We start from the raw sequence: 19,233 nt of genomic DNA, 5'->3' as shown, positions 1-19,233 counted from the left end.
TCAAATTGAAGACCAATGGGAACATGAGAGTGATAAAATGAAGTGTCTACATATCTACTCAAGCCCTGACGGGGAGTCGCACATCGGAGAAGTGGAAGCGCCGCAGCTAGAGAATATTATGTTCGGCATACCTACTAAGATCTCTTCAATGTATGCAGCGGAAGGCGTACAGTTTATAACCGTAGCCCCTAGCGACAAAGACTTAGATTACCACAATCCACCGACACGTGTGCTCTGCATCGTCCTGTCGGGACGTATGGAGTTCCAAGTAAGCGATGGCGATGTCAGGATGATCAACCCTGGCGACGTTGCGCTTATTGAAGATACCGAAGGCAAGGGCCATATTGCACGCCATCCTGACGGACTCACCGTCGCCTTTATTCGCGTCCCAATGGGACTATCCACGTAATGCAGCCCTCCTGGTGCCCATAAACTGCTCGCGTCCTATGCTACGTTCGAGATGTCCCCAATCTCACAGGTGAAGGACGCGCTGGATCATCTACGCTCCAGTAATGCCCGCTACCGGATCGTGCTGAAGAACGACATTTAAGTTCTTGCCCTCGGGGGAGTTGACTGCGCTCCGGCCACCCACATCAGCCAGACAGCGTGATTTCGATTGTGCAACACGATTGAGATCCTGAGATCTAGAGGAAGCCATGCTCCCACCACTCGGTACCGCCCTGATAACAGGGGCCTCGACAGGAATTGGTGCTACATACGCCGACAGGCTTGCACGCCGCGGTTACGACCTGATTCTGGTTGCTCGCAATCAGCAAAACCTTGAGACCTTGGCACGACGTCTCCGTGCCGAGGCAGGAATCATTGTCGAGGTAATGAGGGCCGACCTTACCGATGCGTCCAGTCTCAAACAGGTTGAGCGCCGCGTATGTACCGATCCGAAGCTGGCGATGCTCGTGAACAATGCGGGCATTGCGGGTCCCGCTCTGCTTGGCGAAGATCCTGAAGTAATAGAGTCACTGCTACTTCTGAATGTGGTCGCCGCGACCCGGCTTGCGTGCGCGGCTGCTGCGGTCTTCGTCGAGCGAAAAACCGGCACGAGCCCAGTGCAGGAAATCTGCACGCTGGGTTCTGCTTGGGGAGACGAGTTCAAGAAGCCACGCTCGCTCGGTGAGGGCACTGGCGCGAAAGCGTCAGATAACAGCGAGGCTCCGCAAAGGGCTACCGCTTCAAGGCTCGTCTCTACCATCCCCCGGGCTTGATTTGCGGTAGGCACAGGGCATTCCGGCCCGTCATGCTGACCGTTATCTTTGCCGTCTACGCATTTAGCCTTCTGCTGGCGCTGCTTACCGTCGGCGGTGTCTCGGACTATGTCGGACGGCGTCCGGTCATATTTGCTTCACTGCTTGCCAACACTTTAGCAATGCTTGTTTTCGCCGCGGCCGACGCGGTGACTGGACTGATTTGTGCGCGATTGCTTCAAGGATATGCCACCGGTCAGCCGTTAGCCCGTCTTATTCGCCAGAGGGCGCCTGAGAGGCTGGCGAGCGTGGTGTAAAGCGCTGATGCGGCGTAGGATTCGGTTGCGAAGCCAACCCCATCACCTTCAACCGCGAACGCCACGCCCGCCATGACCGATGATACGATGCTGCCATTCTCGTTTCCAGCGGTTCCAAGAAAGTCACAGCTGCCTTCGATGGCGGTCGCCTGACCTCGAACGGGGGCGTGATGCTTCTGGCGATGGCCGAGCGGCGTCTCGGTTTGGCCGACAATCTGGCCCGGGTGTTCCCGGATCGGCGCGATCCGACGCGGGTCGTGCACAGCCTTGTCGATATGTTCCGCGCCCGCATGTTCGCGATCTGCTGCGGCTACGAGGACGCCGACGACCTCGATCATCTGCGGTCCGATCCCGCATTCAAGCTGGCCTGCGGACGGCTGCCGGATACGGGTCGCGATCTGTGTTCCCAACCGGCTGTCGCGCCTGGAGAATGCTCCGCGCCTGCGTGACGTGATCCGCCTGACCTACACTTTGGTCGATGCATGGATGGATAGCTATCCGCGCGAGCCGGCATCCGTCACGCTCGAAATCGACGATACCTGCGATGTCGTCCACGGCCATCAGCAACTCTCGCTGTTCAACGCTCATTATGACGAACGCTGCTTCCTGCCGATTCACATCTACGACACGGAGAAGAGCCGACCCGTGGCGGTCGTGCTGCGGTCCGGCAAGACCCCGGGCGGCGTCGAGGTGCGTGCCCATCTTCGACGCCTGGTACGGCACATCCGGACGCGATGAAACAAGACGCGAATTACGTTCCGTGGCGACGGGCACTATGCTCGGCCGGAGGCGATGACGTGGTGTGAGAACAACGGCATCGACTACATCTTCGGTCTGTCCGGTACCAAGCCTCTCGCCAGAAAAGTCGACGAGGCCGCTGACGACATCCGCACGCGACGCGCCATCGAGAACCTGCCTGTTCTGCGCGGTTATACCGAGACGCGCCACAAGGCAAAGTCCTGGGATCGCGAACGACGCACCGTCGCCCGTATTGAGGCGACAATGCTCGGCCTCGACATCCGCTTCGTCGTCACCAGCCTCGATGTCGGCTCGGCCGAGTGGATCTACGACAGCCTGTATTGCGCGCGCGGCCAAGCCGAGAATTTGATCAAGCTGCATAAGACGCAGCTCGCCTCCGATCGCACCAGCTGCCGTTCGGCGCTCGCCAATCAAGTTCGCCTCGTTCTCCACACCGCGGCTTATTGGTTGATGCTGACCGTGGGTGACGCCATTCCTAAAGTCCGGGAATTGGCCACTGCCGAGTTCGCGACGCTGCGTCTTCGTCTCTGAAAGTCGCAGCCCGGGTCGTCGAGACCACGAGCCGCATTCGCCTTGCGTTCGTCGCGGCATGTCCCGAAGCCGATCTCTTCCGCAGCTTGCCCGGTGCACTGCTCCCGCTCGGTCCTTGACCGGCGGGGCGTGCGCCCCTGGACGCCCAACTCATCCCTCAAGCGCGTTGCAAAGTACCGGTCGTCACAGGCGGTGAAAAGCCGAAGGCGATCCTGTGCGCCTCGTCAGAGCAAGCCTGCGGCCGCGTCAATCGGACCAAAAAAACCGTACCCTCACGAATAGGACGGGCTAGTACGCGACGGGCTCGTCGAGCTGCGAAAGGATGACTAAGATGCGCGGACCAAACGCGCTGTCCTGACGCGCTCGGGCAAAAACCAGGCTCCGAAAGGCGTTGGTGTTATGGGATTCAGCCAATCGCCGCGTGGAGGCCGTCTTGGGACCGGCCGCAGCCGCTACTTTGCGACGTTTGGCGGATGAGGTTGCGTCGTACAAATTTCTCACCGACTATAAATCGCGCGGGCGCCTTGTTGCCCATGCGGATGATAACTAAATGCCGAGCTCATTCCAGCTGCAACAACCCAACGCTCACATCCAGCAGTTCTATGTAACCTGCCAATGTACCCATTAGCAAAGCTGGTTCCGAATTTTTGTAGGGTCGCAATCTAACTGATAAAGGCGAGAGGAATCATGCAGGCCGCGGCGGACATTGCAAATGAGGCTTCTGTCGGAGTCTGCCGATCGTGTAAGAAGAAAGTGGTGTCATCGAGGAGATCTCGCTGGTAATTGGCATCCTCCCTTAGTGTGCCGCCGGCAGAGAGGCGCAGCAAGTCACCCGTCTCCGCGAGATTGCGTCTGCTGCTAAACTTGATCCAGAGTTTGCTGAAAGGTTTCTTGCGTTTGGGCGGAGCGGTCGACATTACCCACCTTATGATTAGACTTTTTTATCTTCGACACGAGTGCTCCAAACACGTTCCCATTTCGCTTGAGGATAGTGTTAGCGGCTTTGTAATTGCAGAAGATAACTGCGGCCAACACGCTGGCCCTCTTTGGCGGCCACCGAGCCTCGCCGCAAACCAACATCATTTGAAATGTGCGAGACTTGGCTGACGATCGGGGAGGGCTTCGGATCGTGTGTCAATCCCGGCGAACTCTTCAAGCATTTCGGGAGCCGATTTAAGCGACGGGCCGGTTATCCTGTAGAGCTCAAAGTTACAGTCTGATTGCGGCGCTTCGCGCTCGCGTTTCACCTCCAATAATGATTGTGATTGTTCATCTTCAGCCAGTAGCCATGTATGACCAGCAGCACATGACGAAGACAAGGTGGTCACCGAGTTTAGGTTCTCGGTACACAGGCAAGGTCAAACCCGTGGGGCGAGGTCGCAAGCTCTAACAATCTCCTCCATCTCGCCAACGAGCCGGGCCGATTTGACTTCGTCGGCGATCGCATCTCCCAGTCGGCGCGCGGCGATGCAGAAATGCGGTTCGCTGATGAGGCGGTTCAGTGCAGCGGCGATTTCCGTTTCGGAGGCAGCCGACGGCAAGGTCAACCCGGCACCGTGGGCTTCCACCCGTGAGCCGTTGTCGTTCGTTTCGGGTCCTCCTGGTATAACCAGAAGCGGCAGGCCGTGAAACAACGCACGGCTGACGGTGCCGTGGCCGCCGTGGGTCACCACCAGCGATATTTCTTTCATCACCGCATCATGGGGAGCGCTGTGCAGCAATGTCACGTTCTTCGGTGCGTGGAAAGTTTCGCCCTCCAAAGCACCGACCGTCGCAACAGCATCCATTTCGATCCCGGCCACGGCGTTCAAGGTGCGTTGCAGCGCATCGGCCTGGTTTTTGAAAGTGGTGCTGAATGATATCAGCGCGCGCGGACGGTCCGGCCCATGACGCCACGGGGCTACCCATGATTTCGACCAGGCGGAGTTGTCGAGCAAGGGTCCGATGTACCGCACGTTCTTGGGCAGGTAGTCAGCTGGGAAATCGAATGCCGCACTGATCGCAAGCAGAACGCGTGCGGGGCGGTCGTACAACTCCATCACGTTGTCCAGGGGAGCGAGGCCCAGGCTCGCGCGAGCGTCGTTCAGCATCGGAAGCCACTCATTCATCACAGCGGCGTACCGGCTACTTGCAGCCTCGACCTCGGCGCGCTCTTCGGGCGTACGCGGCGCCCGCATGCCGCTACCTAACGGTGGCAAGCCCGGCAGCGGCCGTAAGCTAATATGAGGCGAAAGTAACGCGCAAGGTATGCCCGCGGCTTCTGCCGCCATTGCGCAACCAAACAGACAGTCATGAGCAAGGAGCGCGTCAGTTGGCGCGTTATTAATTTCGTCACGGGTATCGGCGGCATGCGCGGAGGCAGGTCCAAACAGAAAATTATCGTAAGCGTATCGCATGGGATTGCCATCCGCGTCGTTTCCAACGGGAGAAAAGCTCGGCGTTCGCCGCCAGGTAGCGAACCTGAATCCCGCCGCCTCCACCTGTTCGCGCGCGTCCGAACGCGCAATGAAGCGAACGTCATGACCTCTGGCACGCAACTGGCGCGCTGCGGTGAGCATCGGGCCGAGGTCGCCCGGGGCAGCCCAGGAGGCCACGAGAAAATTATACGGCATCGGTTTATTGCCCGCGACAAGCCAATGGTGGTCTCAGATTCATTTGGCATCAGGTTCGATTACAAAATCGAACCAGTCTGCCATACATTGGATAAACGAGGGGCCAAGGCCTTCGGCCTCCAGGTACGCACGCGAGACAGGCGCAGGCACCGATTCGAAAGAGTCGTCTGCATGAGCTTTGCGTGGAAAGTTGTGATGGAGAACCGCCGCCCGTCCGTTCAATACAAAATCCGCACCGGCATCAAGACACGCCTTCGCATCTGCAGCCGACATGATCTTTCCCGCGACCCCCAATCGCACATCTCCGCGATTGAGTTCCGTGAAATAAGACATGAGACTCCGCCCCTGAAACCCCTCGTCGGCCGGCTCCTTAAAAACATCCCACAGTGACATATCGATAAAATCGATTGTCTTTTCGCTCATGAAATCCTGCGCAACTCGGCAGGTCTCTTCGAGTTCCAATCCAAAGCGTTCGACCGACAACCGGAGGCCGATGCTGAATTCTACGCCGCAGCGCTTTCGAATACCGGCAATGATCTCCCGCACGAAGCGCGCTCGATTTTCCAGTGAACCACCATATCTGTCTGTGCGGAGGTTGGAAGCCGGGCTTAGGAAGGCACAAGGCAGGTAGCCGTGAGCAGCGTGGATTTCCACTCCGTCAAATCCGGCTTTTTCGGCCCGTAATGCTGCAACGATAAAACCCTCCACCAATTCCTCAACCTCTGCTGTCGTCATGCCCCTAGATCCCGTGCTTAAATCATCAATCGGGGAAAGCGGAGCTTGTCCGATCAAATCCCGTGGAGATCGGGACCCAGCGTGAAAAAGCTGTACGATTGCCAGGCTACCTTCCTGCTTGATGCCCCTTGCCAATCTTGTGAGCCCAGCGATGTGCAAATCTGAAGAGATGCTGAGGGTCCCAGGGAAACCCTGGCCGCTCGGGACGACGTGCGCTCCGCACGTCATGACGGCCCCGAATCCGCCCTTTGCCCGCATCACCAGCCATCGATACTCTTCATCCGACAGCGTTCCGTCAGCATGGCTTTGTTGGTTCGTCATGGGCGCCAACATGAATCGATTTGGCATCGCCGGGCCATGGCAAAAAGATAATGGTTCGAACAATTTATTCATCGGATATTGGGCTGTTTGGACCATCGTTCAGACCTACGACACTCAAGTTGCCGCCGAGTTTCACCATTTGCGAATGAGGTTACGGTTGTAGCTGCAATTTTTCGAAGGCGGTTTCGAAGGAAAAATACGGAAGGAAACTTGCCCCACATTTCAATGTTCGGAGCCTTACTCACGAACGTGTCAAGTCGCGTTACATGATCTTCAGTTGGCCTTCATAAGGAGCAGGTTAGACGGCGGAAATTAATCGGGGAGCTCCAATGAGTTCAAAAGAACAATTTGCAGCGTTGGAAGTGATGTGCCGTGAGCGGGCTGCGATTGCCAAGAAAGAATGGAATACTGGTAGGCAGAAGCAGCGGAATGGAAGCAACTCAGGGAAATCTTCTGACCGATTCGCAGACGCGTCACCGCGACCGAGGGATATACCGGATCCAATTATTAATAGGCTCGACGCAACGGCACGACCGAAGGGAGAGGACCACGATTATACCCCGACAGATCTGGTGGCAGTCGCTATTCCGAGCTGGTTCGCGCGGAGCTGCTCAACAAGTACAGCGCGAAAAATTGGAATGCGGCAATGACGAGAGGCCTGATCGCCTTCCCCGGATCATGCTGCAACACCTCTAACCCCCGCATCCAGCAATTGTATGAATCCCGCCAATGTACCGAATATGATCAGCGCTGATTCCGAGTTTTTGTAAGTCGAAAATTTTAACCGATAAAGGCGATAGGAATCATGCAGGCCGCGGCGCACATTGCAAATGAGTCTTCTGTCGGAGTCTGTCGATCGTGTAAGAAAGTGGTGTCATCGAGAAGATCTCGCTGGTAAGTGGCATCCTCCCTTGGCCCTGCAGAAGGCGGCAAGTCACCCGTCTCCGCGAGTTTGCGTCTGCTGCTAAACTTGATCCAGAGTTTGCAAAGTGTCTTGCCTTTGGGCGGAGCGGTCGACATTACCCACGTTATGATTAGACTTTTTGATCTCCGACCCGAGTGCTCCAAACACGTTCCCATTTCGCTTGAGGATAATCCTAGCGGCTTTGTAATTGCAGATAATGAAACGGCGGCCACCGCGCTGGCGCTCTTTGGCGCTCACCGAGCCTCGCCGCAAACGAACATCATTCGCGCTCAACGGTGTCGGCGACACCCTCGAAATCCATCATCTGTTGTCGTGAGAGACCGTACGACGCTTCGAAACCGTCCATCGTCGTTAGAGTCACGATGAAAGCGTTCGGTTCGGAGGAATGCTCGATGCGTAGGTTGTCAACCGGATAGACGAGACCTAGGCTCTCGTTATCGCCTCGGGTCCGGAGCGCCTGCCTCATCATTTGCGGTAACGTCATCATGAACCCATGGAGACATTCAGTCGGAAGGCTGAGTGAAACCTGACTACCGTCCCGACAGATGAAGTTCATGCGAAAGCTGGTGCCGTCGCTCGCGACGTCGAAGGTCGTGGCCTTCTGCACGATGAAGTGTCTCGCGGTCATTCGAAATTCTCCCGTCGCTTGAACTGAACGCATGCACGTCGCAGCCCACGTGTGCAACAATTGCAGCGCCAGATGTCCCAGGCCACCGATGCCGATGACCCCGACACGATCCGACGGCTTCACGCCGAAGTGCACCATCGCATTGAGCACGGTGATGCCGGCACAAAACTGCGGTCCGGACGTTTCGAAAGTGAGCGTCTCTGGCAAAACCAGGGCAAAGGTCCAATCGCAACGGACCCGATCGGCGAAACTGCCGTGTCCATGCGCGATGGTGCGCTCTTGCTGCGGGTGAAGATTGTGTTCGCCCGACCGGCGTTGATGGCAGAACATGCAGCTCGCCGACTGCCAGCCCAAGCCAACCCGCTGGCCCATTTGTAGGTGTTTCACCTGCGGCCCAGCCCCGGCGATGGTGCCTACGACCTCGTGGCCCGGCAGCACCGGAAAGGTGCTAATAAATCCCCAGGTGTCATCGATCATCGAGATGTCGGCCCGACAGACGCCGCAATAGTTTCACGGAGATATCGACCTGTTCGGCACCAAGCGGACCGGGACTGTATTTGAAGGGGAGGAGGGGCGCCGCTCGAGAGAGCGCGGCACAGCTTTTGAAAGTCGTAAGCGTATTCATAATGGCGTCTCTGCAAACGGACCCGCACCGGTGTCGCAGATAAATCTAGGTCACGGGCCGGTCGGCGTCTTGGCCCTAAACCGCACTTTCACTATTGGTGGTGCGCACTGTTCCATTGACGCCGCGACCGTCTCCATCGGAGTGGGCGCTCGGCGTGTGTCCGAACCGACGACGGAATTGTTGTGCAAAATTAGTGTAGTCGCGAAAGCCGCAGGTATAGGCAATCTCGCTGAGAGGCTGGCGTGTCTTTGTCAATGCCCGACGATGCAGAAGTCGTACGGCGTGATCCAGACGAAGCGACTGGATGAAATCGCTGCAGGTCGAGCCCCGGAGCGCGAAGAGCTTCTGAAGGTAGCGCACGGAAATCCCCAATTCAGCTGCTACGTCACGAGGACGGAGATCTGGATCGGCAAAGCGATCCATAACGACATCACGGATACGAGTAAACAGCCTGTCGGCATGGCGGGAGGTTGGGGAAGGGGCAGACGGCGCAAATAACGCACCGATGAGATCATAAATTGCCAACCGCATGTAGGGGTCAGCCGAGGCACACGCTATTCTCTCCGCGTTGTCGGCATTCCGAAAGATATCGAGGAGCAGGCGCCCGGCGAGTGTTCTGCGCCTAAAAATACCCCCCTGCGGCTCGAAGCCGAGGTGAGAAACCAGTGATTGCCGCGGCAGTTGAATAGACAGGCAATTCCACAGAGTGTTCTCATCGCTTGATAGGTATGTCAAAGGACGGGTCGCGTCGACGAGCGCGACCTCGCCCACATCCAATGACACGACCTGATCATTCTGGCTGATCGCCGAGCGACCAGCGAGTTGAAACACCGCAGCGTAATACTCCATACCATCAAGGCGAACATCTCGCTTTGTCCGCTCGATTCGCTGAGCATTGGAACCAATATCCAGTGCCAAGAATTCCCACAAACTAAAGGGGTGCACCCAGCCGGCAAAAACGCTCGGCTCGATTCCCTCGGGGTGGTACCGGCCACAAAACGACTGGATCAAAGCTCTCCAAGCCTCGAAATCCAATGCCGGCTCGCCGATAGAATCATCGATGGGATGCATGGTGGCCTCCAGTTGAATCTATTTTGGACCAAAGGCAGCTAAGACCTTTTCCGTCAACCCCGACTGGGCCAGCGCCATCGTATGCGCGACAAAGGCTTGCACATGAGGCGGCACACCGGACCTCACCATAGCCGCTTCGACCGAAGTACCGACCCGCGCAAGTGAGCGGAACATGTCGAATTGGCGCCGACGTCCGCCATGGCGCGGAGCTAGAGATCGAGTTGGCTGATGTAGGAGCCCTCCGGATCGACATCAGTCTCCTCGCCGATCACGATGTCGTTGATCAGGCGCGCCGCTCGGGGCTCTTCACTGGCAGCCTGTTCGCGATGGAAAACAGTAGGTTCCATTGTTAAACTTGTAAAGAGGTGTCTTGCTTGCGGGCACTTCTGGACGTGAGATCGCTAACTCCCTCGATCTCGTCACGCATTTGTGAAACTAGTCGGCGACAAGCTTTCTGTCGCATCAACCTCGACGCATGATTCGGTATCCGCGCAATACGCTTTCACCCATACAGGTTCATTAATAAAACTATGCTACAGCCGTAACGCGCTTTTCCAAAGTAGAAACGTTGCTGTAGTTCGGCACCTTCATTCTGTGTCCGTCAAAGGCATGATTAAACTTGTAGGGGCAGCAGCATGATGAGTCGATCGATAGCGGACTCCCGAAGTTGGGCGCATACGTTGATAACTCCACTTTGCGAAACAGTTAATCGCATGTCCGAAGATCTAGGTTCGCGCATACGTGCAAATCAGGAAAAACTCAGCGCCGAATTGAAATCCTGTTATGACTTCATCGTTTGCGGTTCCGGTTCTTCTGGCTCGGTGGTAGCGCGTCGACTTGCCGAGAATCCGGACGTGAACGTGCTGCTGGTAGAGGCAGGCGGCAACGACGACACCCCAAATGTTATGAAGGCCTCATTGTGGCGCACCAATTTGGCAAGCGAGCGCGACTGGAACTTTCAAGCCCAGCCCAATGCGCACCTTAACGGGCGATCCATACCAATGAACATGGGCAAGGTGTTGGGAGGCGGCTCCAGCATCAATGCGATGTCCTGGGTGCGTGGGCACAAGACCGATTGGGATTTCTTTGCATCTGAAACCGACGACATGGCGTGGAACTATGAATCTGTGAAGCGGATCTATCGGCGCATTGAAGATTGGAGCGGTGAGCCGGATACCGAGCACCGCGGAACGGGGGGACCCGTTTTTGTCTCGCCCGCTCACCTCCAGCCGATCGGCTCAGCCATGTGCGAGAGCGCGCGCTCGATGGGGATCCCAACCTTCGAAAACCTGAATGGCCGTATGATGGAAGGCGAAGGCGGCTGCTCCGCGGGCGAATTTCGAATCCAGGATGGACGGCGCCTTTCAATTTTTCGCTCGTACACCTTTCCTTACATGGATCGGCCAAACTTGACGGTGCTCACGCATGCAACGGTCACGCGGCTGATCCTTGAAGGCAAACGGACATGTGGGATTGAGATCGCCTACAAAAGCAAAGTTCGCCGCATTGGGGGATTGGAGGTCGTGCTGGCGCTCGGAGCGATCAATACACCGAAACTGCTGATGCAATCTGGAATCGGGGATCAATCCGAGTTACAGCGCCTAGGAATTCCACTCGTGCAGCATCTTCCGGGCGTTGGGCAAAACTTTCAGGATCATTTAACGTTCGCAAACTGTATGTGGGAGTGTCAACAACCGGTTGGGGAATCCGGAAATGTTGCCCAGGCAATTCTTTTTTGGAAGAGTGACCCCAGTCTCGAAACTCCTGACGTTCAGATATTCCAGAGGCTCCAAGTCCAGGCATCTGCGGATTCGATGACCATGGTGCCGATCCTTGTACGGCCCAAGAGCCGAGGTCATCTCCGTCTGACAGGAGCGAATCCGCTTGATCCGATCGAGATCCACGCCAACATTTTTGGGGATCCAGGCGACCTGAAGGCTGTGACCACCGCTATAGAACTGTGTCGGGATATAGCAGACTCTGATGTTTTTCGCCCCTTTCTCAAACGCGAGATAACACCGGGACCTTTAAAGGGATCTGCGCTTGAGCAGATCGTGCGGAACGCCGTGAGTACCATTTGGCACCAGAGCTGTACGGCCAAGATGGGACGCGATCCCATGTCGGTCGTCGACAGTCGCCTTAAGGTCTATGGGATCGACAACCTTCGTATCGCGGACGCGTCGATTATGCCGCGCATATCAACCGGCAACGCAATGGCTCCTTGTGTCATCATCGGCGAACGCTGCGCAGAGATATTGAAGGCTGATTACCTCTGATCGATCGACAGGGCCACGCCGACGGTCGCCAATTACATGCCGATCGGATCAAATGGCCAGTCGACGCATGACAAATGTACGTAAGCCGGGAGTATCACGGATGACTTGTTGTCAACTGATGTCGCAATTCTCTTTGGATCCCACAAGCCAGCCTTCCAAGGGCGGAATCATCCGCTATGCCGGGTGAGGGGAGCATCAATCACGTCTTCTTGTGCGCCAACTTGAGATTGGCCGATGAAGAAGTTACGTGAGGCAAGCCTTTTAAATCCGTCTGATTTCGCTACCGCGTAGAGGGGATTTGGAGTTCATCTACGGCATTGCGTACCTGGCGACGAAGCGGCTCTTTCGCTACTCGGCCGAGCAACTTTTCTGGAACATATGCCGGTCGTTCCGAGGTGGCCGATCTCCTGCCCTACGCGGAAACAGAGCGCTCTATCGAGAGCTATCGGCTTTGGCTCGCGAATGAACTCGCGCACATTTGCGTGGTCGAAACAGCCGTGAGACGTTCAGCCATTGGCTACTTGGTCGCGCTTATCTCGCCAAATGCGGTCTCTGGCCCCGAGATTGAGATCAGCAGCTCTATCTATGTCGTTTCCATCGAAATGGACTTGGTCAGCTGCTGATGAACGGGGGTCTGGCAACTGCACGTCGAAGCCGAGTCGTCTAATTGTGTCTCAAAGTTCAGGATGCAAATCAAAGCGCTATAAATTCCGGCTATTCGGATTTTCGCGCCGGGGTCAGCGGGCGGCAAGTTGTGCCGCGCCTTCAACACTCCAACCTTCTGGGTACACCGGAAGCGCTCCGCCAGCATGTAGATGATCGAGGCATCTATATTGTCGATACTGTCGCGTATGTCTTGAAGCTCGGCCATGGCGGCGGAGGAACGGACATCAGCCAGCCCATCATCAGACTCATCGATCGGCGACACGATCGCTTGATCTACACGTAGTGGTGATCTGCGCGGGTCTGAGGTGATCGAATAGCGATGCTAGATAAATATCGTTTGAGTCCGATCTGGAGAGTTCGATGAATGAATCGGTAGACACTTCCAACCTCGATCCGGCTGCGCTGGCAAAGCATCTTGGGCATCCCGAAGGCGAGATCGGCAAGGCCGTTACCGCAAACCTGAACAAATCCAACGCTGGCGCCTATTCGGCATCGCTCCGAAAACTAGGCATGAACGCCGGTGACCGCGTCATAGAAATTGGCTTCGGCAATGGCCGCGAAATCCCGAGCATTCTTTCGCGGTCGACAGATGTAACCTATTTCGGTCTCGACATCTCAGACACCATGGTGGTCGATGCGACAGAGTTCAATGCCGACGATGTACTAAAAGGGCGGGTGACTCTCGCGCAGGGCACGAGCGCCGCGATCCCTGCCGATGCGAATACTTTTGACAAAGCGCTTGCGCTCAATACGATTTACTTCTGGCCAAATCCCGTCGCCGATCTCCAGGAACTTCGCCGCGTTCTCCGGTCGGATGGGCGTTTTGTGATTGGCGCGCTCGCACCGTGGAGCGCTGTTGGCCGTGCTGTTTTCCAGCACGGTTTCCGGTTCTACGAACAGTCCGAAATCAGAAATCTTCTGGCGTCCGCTGGCTTCTCTAAAGTATCCATAGATACAATCAACGAGACCGTCGTGGGGCCAATGGGTCAGCCGTGGAATAGAGACTACTTCATCGTTGTCGCGGAATAGTGCGCCGCATCCAAGCATTGTCTGCTGTGGCGCAAGTTTGCTTGAGGCTGTCCTTATCGAAAACTAAATTCGAACATAGTGGTGGTGCAAACCGCCGAGAATTGGTGTCGGCAGAATGCTTCCAACGGCCTGGACAGCCCGCGGTACGGCTGCATCTTTGCCCAACGACAGATGTGTGCGAGTGTCATTGTGTACCGCATGTACGAACGAAGTAAGTGGCGCAGGTGTCGCTCGCCGAACACAACAACATGATCAAGACATTCGCGCCGGATCGAGCCGATCAGCCGTTCAGTATGTCCATTCCGCCATGGTGATTTTGGCGCGGCCGGCCGATCACGAATGCCCATCGCGCGAACGCGCGTGGTAAAGACGTCGCCGTAGGCCCGATCGCGATCCCGGACGAGATATTTTGGCGCAAACTCCCAGCCAAACGCCTCGTTGAGTTGCCGCGCAATCCAATCGGCGGTTGGATGCGCTGTGACGCCGAGCAGAAGGATTTTCCGTCGATCGTGCCGCAGACTCAGCAGGCCATACAGCAGCCGAATGAGATCGTCGGAACGACGAACAGATCAAATCAGCGTGATTGCGGAGAAACGTTTTCCAGCCTTGGATAGGAGGTCTCCTGAGCCTCGCCATGTATTTGGCGACCGAGGTTTGGCCAACGTTGATGCCAAGCTTGAGGAGTTCTCCATGGATCCTGGGAGCGCCCCAGAGTGGATTGGAAAGGCTCATCTTGCGGATCAGTCGGCGAATTTCAAGCGGGACTCTTGGTCTGCCACCCTGCGATCGTGACTTCCACTGCCAGAATAGGCGAAAGCCAGCACGATGCCAACGGACAATGGTCTCTGGCTCGACAATCGCCAAGGCATTCAGAACTTGCGGCGTGACCCGATATAGATTGGCAAATATCAGCCGATCGAGATTGCTGAAGGTGAGCCGTCTCGGCGACTTTTGTCGGAGCACATTCACCTGATGGCGGAGAACCAGGATCTCCGCCTCAAGCGACGCTCTGGATCGCAACACCCCAGTGAGTGCCCACCAGATTAGCTTGAGCACGTCCCCGCATGAGACAAAACATCACCCGATTCGTGGCTGCAGGCCAAGCGCGTCCCGAGCCAGCCGCTCGGCGGTGTATTTGCCGATGCCGCGGCTTGCACCGGTCACCAAGGCAGTCTTCCCCGTTAGTCCGGACATGTTGGGCATAAATGCTCCTAACCATCACGTCTGTTGATCGAATGACACCACAATCAGGCATTGCCGCTGCCACACGATCACTTCACAATCTGATCATCAGATTTCCGCACGTGTCCAGAACGATTTAGATTGAGGACTATTCGATGTCGTGAGCCGGCCGCGCTATCTATAGGACTAGCGCGCACTGTGGGGTCGTCAATGCCTTGGCTTTTCTCCTCCGACCACGATGCTGCTATAAACTGGATCCAGAGTTTGCTGAAGTTTCTTGCTTTGGGCGGAGCGGTCGACATTGCCCACCTTATGAATAGACTTTTGATCTCCGACACGAGTGCACGCGCTCGATGCGTTCGTCGAACTCCGGCGGCGCGAAGTCGTCGCCTAGCAGGTTCCCAATTGCTACCCATCTTTGTCAAAACGGCCTTAGTGTGGTATGGCGATGATGATCCGCCGTCGGAACCGGCCGGGAGACCTCGCTTGCGTTGGAACGAACTCGAAAAGGAATGCTGCTCGATCGCCCGGATCACCTCGATCATCGGTGATCGTTGGACGCTACTGATCGTGCGTGAATGTTTCCTTGGTGTCACCAGGTTCGACGCGTTCGAAGAGAGACTCGGCATCAGCAAGCGCATCCTGACGGAGCGGTTGCAGAAGCTCGTCGAAAATTTCATCCTGGTTAAGGTTCCCTACCAGCAGCATCCCCTTCGTTTGGAATACCAACTGACGTCCAAGGGCCGCGAACTATATCCAATTCTGCGAACCATGCAGCACTGGGGCGACAAGCATTTGTCTGGCAAGGCCGGACGGCCGAGCGTGGTGGTACATAGCTGCGGGCGGCCGAGCGATCCGCTCGTGCTCTGCTCGGAGTGCGGTGAGCCGCTTGACGGTCAACACTCCCATGCATTCAAGGGACCCGGTGGACAGAAGAACCGCCACCTGCCGCCTTTGCCCGCGGGCATCTCGCTCAAGGGTACGGTTGCGGATGTCAAACGCGGCCGTAGGTCGGCCGTCGACTCGTGACCATATTGCTCAGCCAAACGGCCCTTACAACATAGGTTTGATTTTTGTACCTAAGGAACAGGATATGGGCATAGCGGCGATCGTTGAGTATCACCCAAAAGACGGCAAGGCGGGGGAGGTCGAAGCGATCCTGCGAGACATGATCGGCGCGGTCCGCAGTGAACCCGGATGCCTCCGATATGATTTGATGCGACGCAAGGACGACGGCGCGTTCGTGCTCTGCGAAGCCTACGTCAGCATGGCCGCGGTCGAAGCCCACAGGGCGAGCGACCACTATCGTGACTATCGCACGCGCATTGAGCCCTTGCTCACTGCGCCGATCATGCCCGAGATCCTCGACACGATCGAGCCCTGATCAGGCGTGCTGCGGCGCGGCGGCCTCATACCTTGGCGCCAGACGCGGCCGGTCGAGCGCGAGCGCAAGCAGCGCCGCAAAGATGAGAAAGATGGCGGCGACGACCATCGGCACCGAATATCCGAGTGTGCGGTCGTAATCAGACCAATCGCGGCTGGCCCGATCGCCGCACCGATATTGAGGAGGCCATAGATCCCACCATAGGCGGTCCCGAAGGCTGACGGGGGGAAGTGGCGCACGATCAGATAGGCGAGAAGGTCGACCTCAGCACCCATGCCAAGGCCGATCGCAACGGCGGCGGGGAGAGCGGCTTTGACCCCGCCGACGCTGAGCGCCAGCATGCCGGCGGCGGAGAGGCAGAACAGAGCTGCGGTCACACGGCCAGCGGGAAAACGATCGAGCAGCAACCCGGTGAAGAGGCGTCCACCCAAAATCGTGAAGCCGAGAATCGCCCCGATCTTGCCGACCTCCGCGACTGGCAGACCTGCGTCCGAAAGCATAGGCACAAAATGAACGGTTGTTCCGAACACGGCCAGCGAGGCTAGGAAGAAGAGAGTGCCGAGCAACACGAAGACGCGGGTCCGCACGACGCTCATCAAAGCCACGGGCTCGCGCGCGCGGCGTAACCTTGCCCGGTCGGTTTCAGCAGCGGCACCCCGGATCAAGACAGCGACCGGCGTCACCGCGATCGCGACGACAATGGCGAGCGCCAGGTAGGCGGATCGCCAGCCGTGGGCGGCAACGAAGGGGACGAGCAGATACGGTATGAGAATGGCGCCGACACCGGTGCCCATCACTGCGACCGCCAGAGCTGCGCCGCGCCTGCGATCGAAATGCTCGACGAGCACGCGCGTATAGCTGAGGGGACTGGTGCCGATGCTCGGGCTCGCAAGTCCGCCCACCAAAATGCCGACCAAGGGGCCCAGCGACGCCTGGCCGCGAGACCACCCGTAGGTGGCTGCGATCGGCTTCATCAACGGCCCAAGCGAATAGAAATAGAGCGAACTTATGCCGGTCGACACGCCAAGGAACGCACCCAAGAGCAAACGCCCCAGCGTCCAGACGGTCGTGTTCCGATGATCCCTCAGCGCGGTCGTGTCATGCATGATTCCCCCCAGCGCCCGTCTCTTGCGGACTGCTTCGCGTTCGGTCTTGGTCGGCCCTGGCGTTGGCACCAAAGAAGGATCGATCGAACCCTAAATCGCGAATAAACCGACGTTAGGTTTCCTTTCTAAACTTGAAGAGGTATCTTGCTCGCGCGGACTTCTGGACATGAGATCGCTAAACTCCCCCGATCTCGCTACAGCTTGTGAAACAAGTCAGCCACAGGCTTCCAGCCGCATCGACCCAATGTATGTTTCAGTATCCGCGCAGTACGATTGCACCCTAGGAGGACAGGTTTATTAATAAAACTATATTACAGCCGTAACGCGCTTTTCCAAAAATAGAAATGTTGCTGTAGTTCGGGTCCTTCATTCTGTCCGAGCCGTAGATCGCTGACCAAGCTGACCGACTTGTGTCCCCAGCGCGCTTCGTTTCCGAAGACTTCGCTGTTTGGTCGACGATAAGGCACAGGAAATGATGCGAGGCTATCATAGTGACACTCCCTCCCATAGGTAAGCATGCGATTGTGATAGGCGCTGGAATCGGTGGTTTGGCAGCAGCCGCCGCGGTCGCGAGCCACTTCGAACGTGTGACGGTTGTGGAACGTGACGTACTGCCGCTTGACGCTTCTCCACGTCCGGGAACGCCCCAGGACAATCATTTACACGGGCTGTTCCTGGGCGGACTGCATGCGTTCGGCGAGCTTTTCCCGGGCTTTGCTGACGAGCTTAGCCGAGTTGGAGCTGTGCCGCTTCGGCTAAACCTCGATTTTCGCGAAGAGTTCCCGGGCTTCGACCCCTTCTTCCCGCAACGCGATCTGGGCTGGGCGATATACACGATGTCACGACCGCTGTTCGAACTTGTCGCGCGACGATACGTGCGGAAACTATCCAACGTTGCCATGCGCGACGGTTGCCGCGCTCTGCATATCGTTGCGAGCAAAGACGGCTCCGCAACTGGAGTTCGGCTTGAGACCAAAGACAGATCCGATGAGACGCTTCCGGCCGATCTCGTCATTGACGCATCTCGTCGTGGCGTCCTCTCGTTGTCTTTCCTTGCAGAGACCGGGCGTCCCCGACCTGAACAGACCGATATCGGCATCGATCTCACCTACGCCACCACGACCTTTGCGGCCCCGGAGGGCCTGAGAAACTGGAAGGCTGTGGTAACGATCCCTGAGATGCCAGCGAGCAGCAGAACCGGCTATCTGGTGCCGATGGAGGGCAATCGCTGGATAGCACTCATCAGCGAACGGCATATCGAAATGCCCTCTCCGGATCCGGACGAGTTCATGAGCCGGATGCAGCAGCTTCGGACTTCAACGATCTATGATGCCATCAAGGACGTCCAGCGGCTGGACGGCATCCATCGCTTCAGCATCCCGGAAAATTCGTGGCAGCATTACGAACGGCTCGAGGATTTTCCGCGAGGATTGCTTCCGATTGGTGACGCGATTTGCCGCTTCAATCCGATCTACGGCCAGGGCATGACAATCGCCTCACAGGAAGCGTGCATCCTTAAAGACCTGCTTGCCAAGCGGGCAGGGGCGAAGGATCCCATCGCTGGCTTAGCCCAAGCCTTCTTGGCTGAGGTCCGACCCTTGCTCGCGGATGCGTGGTCGCAGTCGGCGGCTCCCGATTTTGCACATCCGCAGACCCGGGGAGAACGGCCTGCCGATTTGGACAATTCGCTTCGATTTGGAGCAGGACTTCTGCGCCTTGCTGGCCGTGACCCGGCCGTCCACAAGCTTATGATGAGGGTTCGCCAACTCGTCGAGCCCTGTAGCGCGCTTGGTGATCCCGAACTCGTGCGTCGCGTAGAATCGGAAATGATGGCCGACACAAGATAGCCGCCAAACAGGGGCGCGCG

At 57.1% G+C, this 19,233-nt stretch carries 14 protein-coding genes and 3 pseudogenes; 9 read left to right on the top strand and 8 right to left on the bottom strand.

The window, feature by feature from the left end:
- Window positions 1–37: 37 nt before the first annotated feature.
- From B5526_RS09360 to B5526_RS09345, 4 genes and pseudogenes are all read left to right on the top strand, one after another.
- Window positions 38–409 carry a hypothetical protein gene (locus tag B5526_RS09360; RefSeq protein WP_079537947.1) on the top strand — a complete coding sequence of 124 codons (372 nt, stop codon included), beginning with the start codon at window positions 38–40 and terminating at the stop codon, window positions 407–409.
- 247 nt (window positions 410–656) lie between these two features.
- Entirely contained in the window at window positions 657–1,220 is a 564-nt protein-coding gene (locus B5526_RS09355) for an SDR family NAD(P)-dependent oxidoreductase (RefSeq protein ID WP_079537946.1), read from the top strand.
- Between the two features lie 32 nt (window positions 1,221–1,252).
- Window positions 1,253–1,516, top strand: coding sequence for a hypothetical protein (locus B5526_RS09350; protein ID WP_079537945.1), 264 nt, complete (start codon window positions 1,253–1,255; stop codon window positions 1,514–1,516).
- A 72-nt stretch (window positions 1,517–1,588) separates the two neighbouring features.
- Window positions 1,589–2,925 (top strand): annotated as a pseudogene (locus B5526_RS09345) (IS1380 family transposase).
- A gap of 1,239 nt (window positions 2,926–4,164) precedes the next feature.
- On the opposite strand, the gene B5526_RS09335 reads toward B5526_RS09345, so the two are convergent.
- From B5526_RS09335 to B5526_RS37535, 5 genes and pseudogenes are all read right to left on the bottom strand, one after another.
- On the bottom strand, window positions 4,165–5,418 hold the full coding sequence (locus B5526_RS09335; protein WP_079537943.1) for a glycosyltransferase: 1,254 nt from the start codon (window positions 5,416–5,418) through the stop codon (window positions 4,165–4,167).
- 39 nt (window positions 5,419–5,457) lie between these two features.
- Window positions 5,458–6,546: an NADH:flavin oxidoreductase gene (locus tag B5526_RS09330; RefSeq protein WP_079544827.1), complete on the bottom strand. Its 1,089-nt coding sequence runs from the start codon at window positions 6,544–6,546 to the stop codon at window positions 5,458–5,460.
- Between the two features lie 1,112 nt (window positions 6,547–7,658).
- Window positions 7,659–8,522 (bottom strand): annotated as a pseudogene (locus tag B5526_RS09325) (alcohol dehydrogenase catalytic domain-containing protein); the annotation flags it as partial.
- A 205-nt stretch (window positions 8,523–8,727) separates the two neighbouring features.
- Complete coding sequence (locus tag B5526_RS09320; RefSeq protein ID WP_079537941.1) at window positions 8,728–9,723, bottom strand: helix-turn-helix domain-containing protein; 996 nt, start codon at window positions 9,721–9,723, stop codon at window positions 8,728–8,730.
- Between the two features lie 209 nt (window positions 9,724–9,932).
- Window positions 9,933–10,076: pseudogene (locus tag B5526_RS37535) on the bottom strand (DUF3050 domain-containing protein); the annotation flags it as partial.
- Between the two features lie 360 nt (window positions 10,077–10,436).
- On the opposite strand from B5526_RS37535, the gene B5526_RS09315 reads away from it, so the two are divergent.
- Window positions 10,437–11,999: a GMC family oxidoreductase gene (locus B5526_RS09315; protein ID WP_079537940.1), complete on the top strand. Its 1,563-nt coding sequence runs from the start codon at window positions 10,437–10,439 to the stop codon at window positions 11,997–11,999.
- A gap of 583 nt (window positions 12,000–12,582) precedes the next feature.
- On the opposite strand, the gene B5526_RS39705 is transcribed toward B5526_RS09315, so the two are convergent.
- Complete coding sequence (locus B5526_RS39705; RefSeq protein WP_079537939.1) at window positions 12,583–12,870, bottom strand: chorismate mutase; 288 nt, start codon at window positions 12,868–12,870, stop codon at window positions 12,583–12,585.
- A gap of 155 nt (window positions 12,871–13,025) precedes the next feature.
- Between B5526_RS39705 and B5526_RS09305 the strand changes: the two genes are divergently transcribed.
- On the top strand, window positions 13,026–13,694 hold the full coding sequence (locus tag B5526_RS09305) for a class I SAM-dependent methyltransferase (RefSeq protein ID WP_079537938.1): 669 nt from the start codon (window positions 13,026–13,028) through the stop codon (window positions 13,692–13,694).
- A 1,077-nt stretch (window positions 13,695–14,771) separates the two neighbouring features.
- Here B5526_RS09305 and B5526_RS37530 read toward each other — a convergent pair.
- Window positions 14,772–14,897, bottom strand: a complete 126-nt coding sequence (locus B5526_RS37530; RefSeq protein ID WP_283807614.1) for a hypothetical protein — start codon at window positions 14,895–14,897, stop codon at window positions 14,772–14,774.
- Between the two features lie 465 nt (window positions 14,898–15,362).
- On the opposite strand from B5526_RS37530, the gene B5526_RS09295 reads away from it, so the two are divergent.
- Both B5526_RS09295 and B5526_RS09290 read left to right on the top strand, forming a co-directional pair.
- Window positions 15,363–15,905: a winged helix-turn-helix transcriptional regulator gene (locus B5526_RS09295; RefSeq protein ID WP_079544824.1), complete on the top strand. Its 543-nt coding sequence runs from the start codon at window positions 15,363–15,365 to the stop codon at window positions 15,903–15,905.
- A 64-nt stretch (window positions 15,906–15,969) separates the two neighbouring features.
- The gene (locus tag B5526_RS09290) at window positions 15,970–16,260 is read left to right on the top strand and encodes a putative quinol monooxygenase (protein ID WP_079537937.1); all 291 of its coding nucleotides are present in this window, start codon (window positions 15,970–15,972) and stop codon (window positions 16,258–16,260) included.
- Here the strand turns inward: B5526_RS09290 and B5526_RS09285 are convergent.
- Window positions 16,188–17,234, bottom strand: a complete 1,047-nt coding sequence (locus B5526_RS09285) for an MFS transporter (protein ID WP_172842019.1) — start codon at window positions 17,232–17,234, stop codon at window positions 16,188–16,190. The two genes, B5526_RS09290 and B5526_RS09285, sit on opposite strands and share 73 nt — an antisense overlap.
- Before the next feature lie 680 nt (window positions 17,235–17,914).
- On the opposite strand from B5526_RS09285, the gene B5526_RS09280 reads away from it, so the two are divergent.
- Window positions 17,915–19,213: an NAD(P)/FAD-dependent oxidoreductase gene (locus B5526_RS09280; RefSeq protein ID WP_079537935.1), complete on the top strand. Its 1,299-nt coding sequence runs from the start codon at window positions 17,915–17,917 to the stop codon at window positions 19,211–19,213.
- Window positions 19,214–19,233: the final 20 nt, after the last annotated feature.

Source organism: Bradyrhizobium lablabi (assembly GCF_900141755.1).
Classification (GTDB): Bacteria; Pseudomonadota; Alphaproteobacteria; order Rhizobiales; family Xanthobacteraceae; genus Bradyrhizobium; species Bradyrhizobium lablabi_A.
Note: the sequence above shows the minus strand (reverse complement) of the source record. Positions and strands in the feature narration are given on the sequence as shown.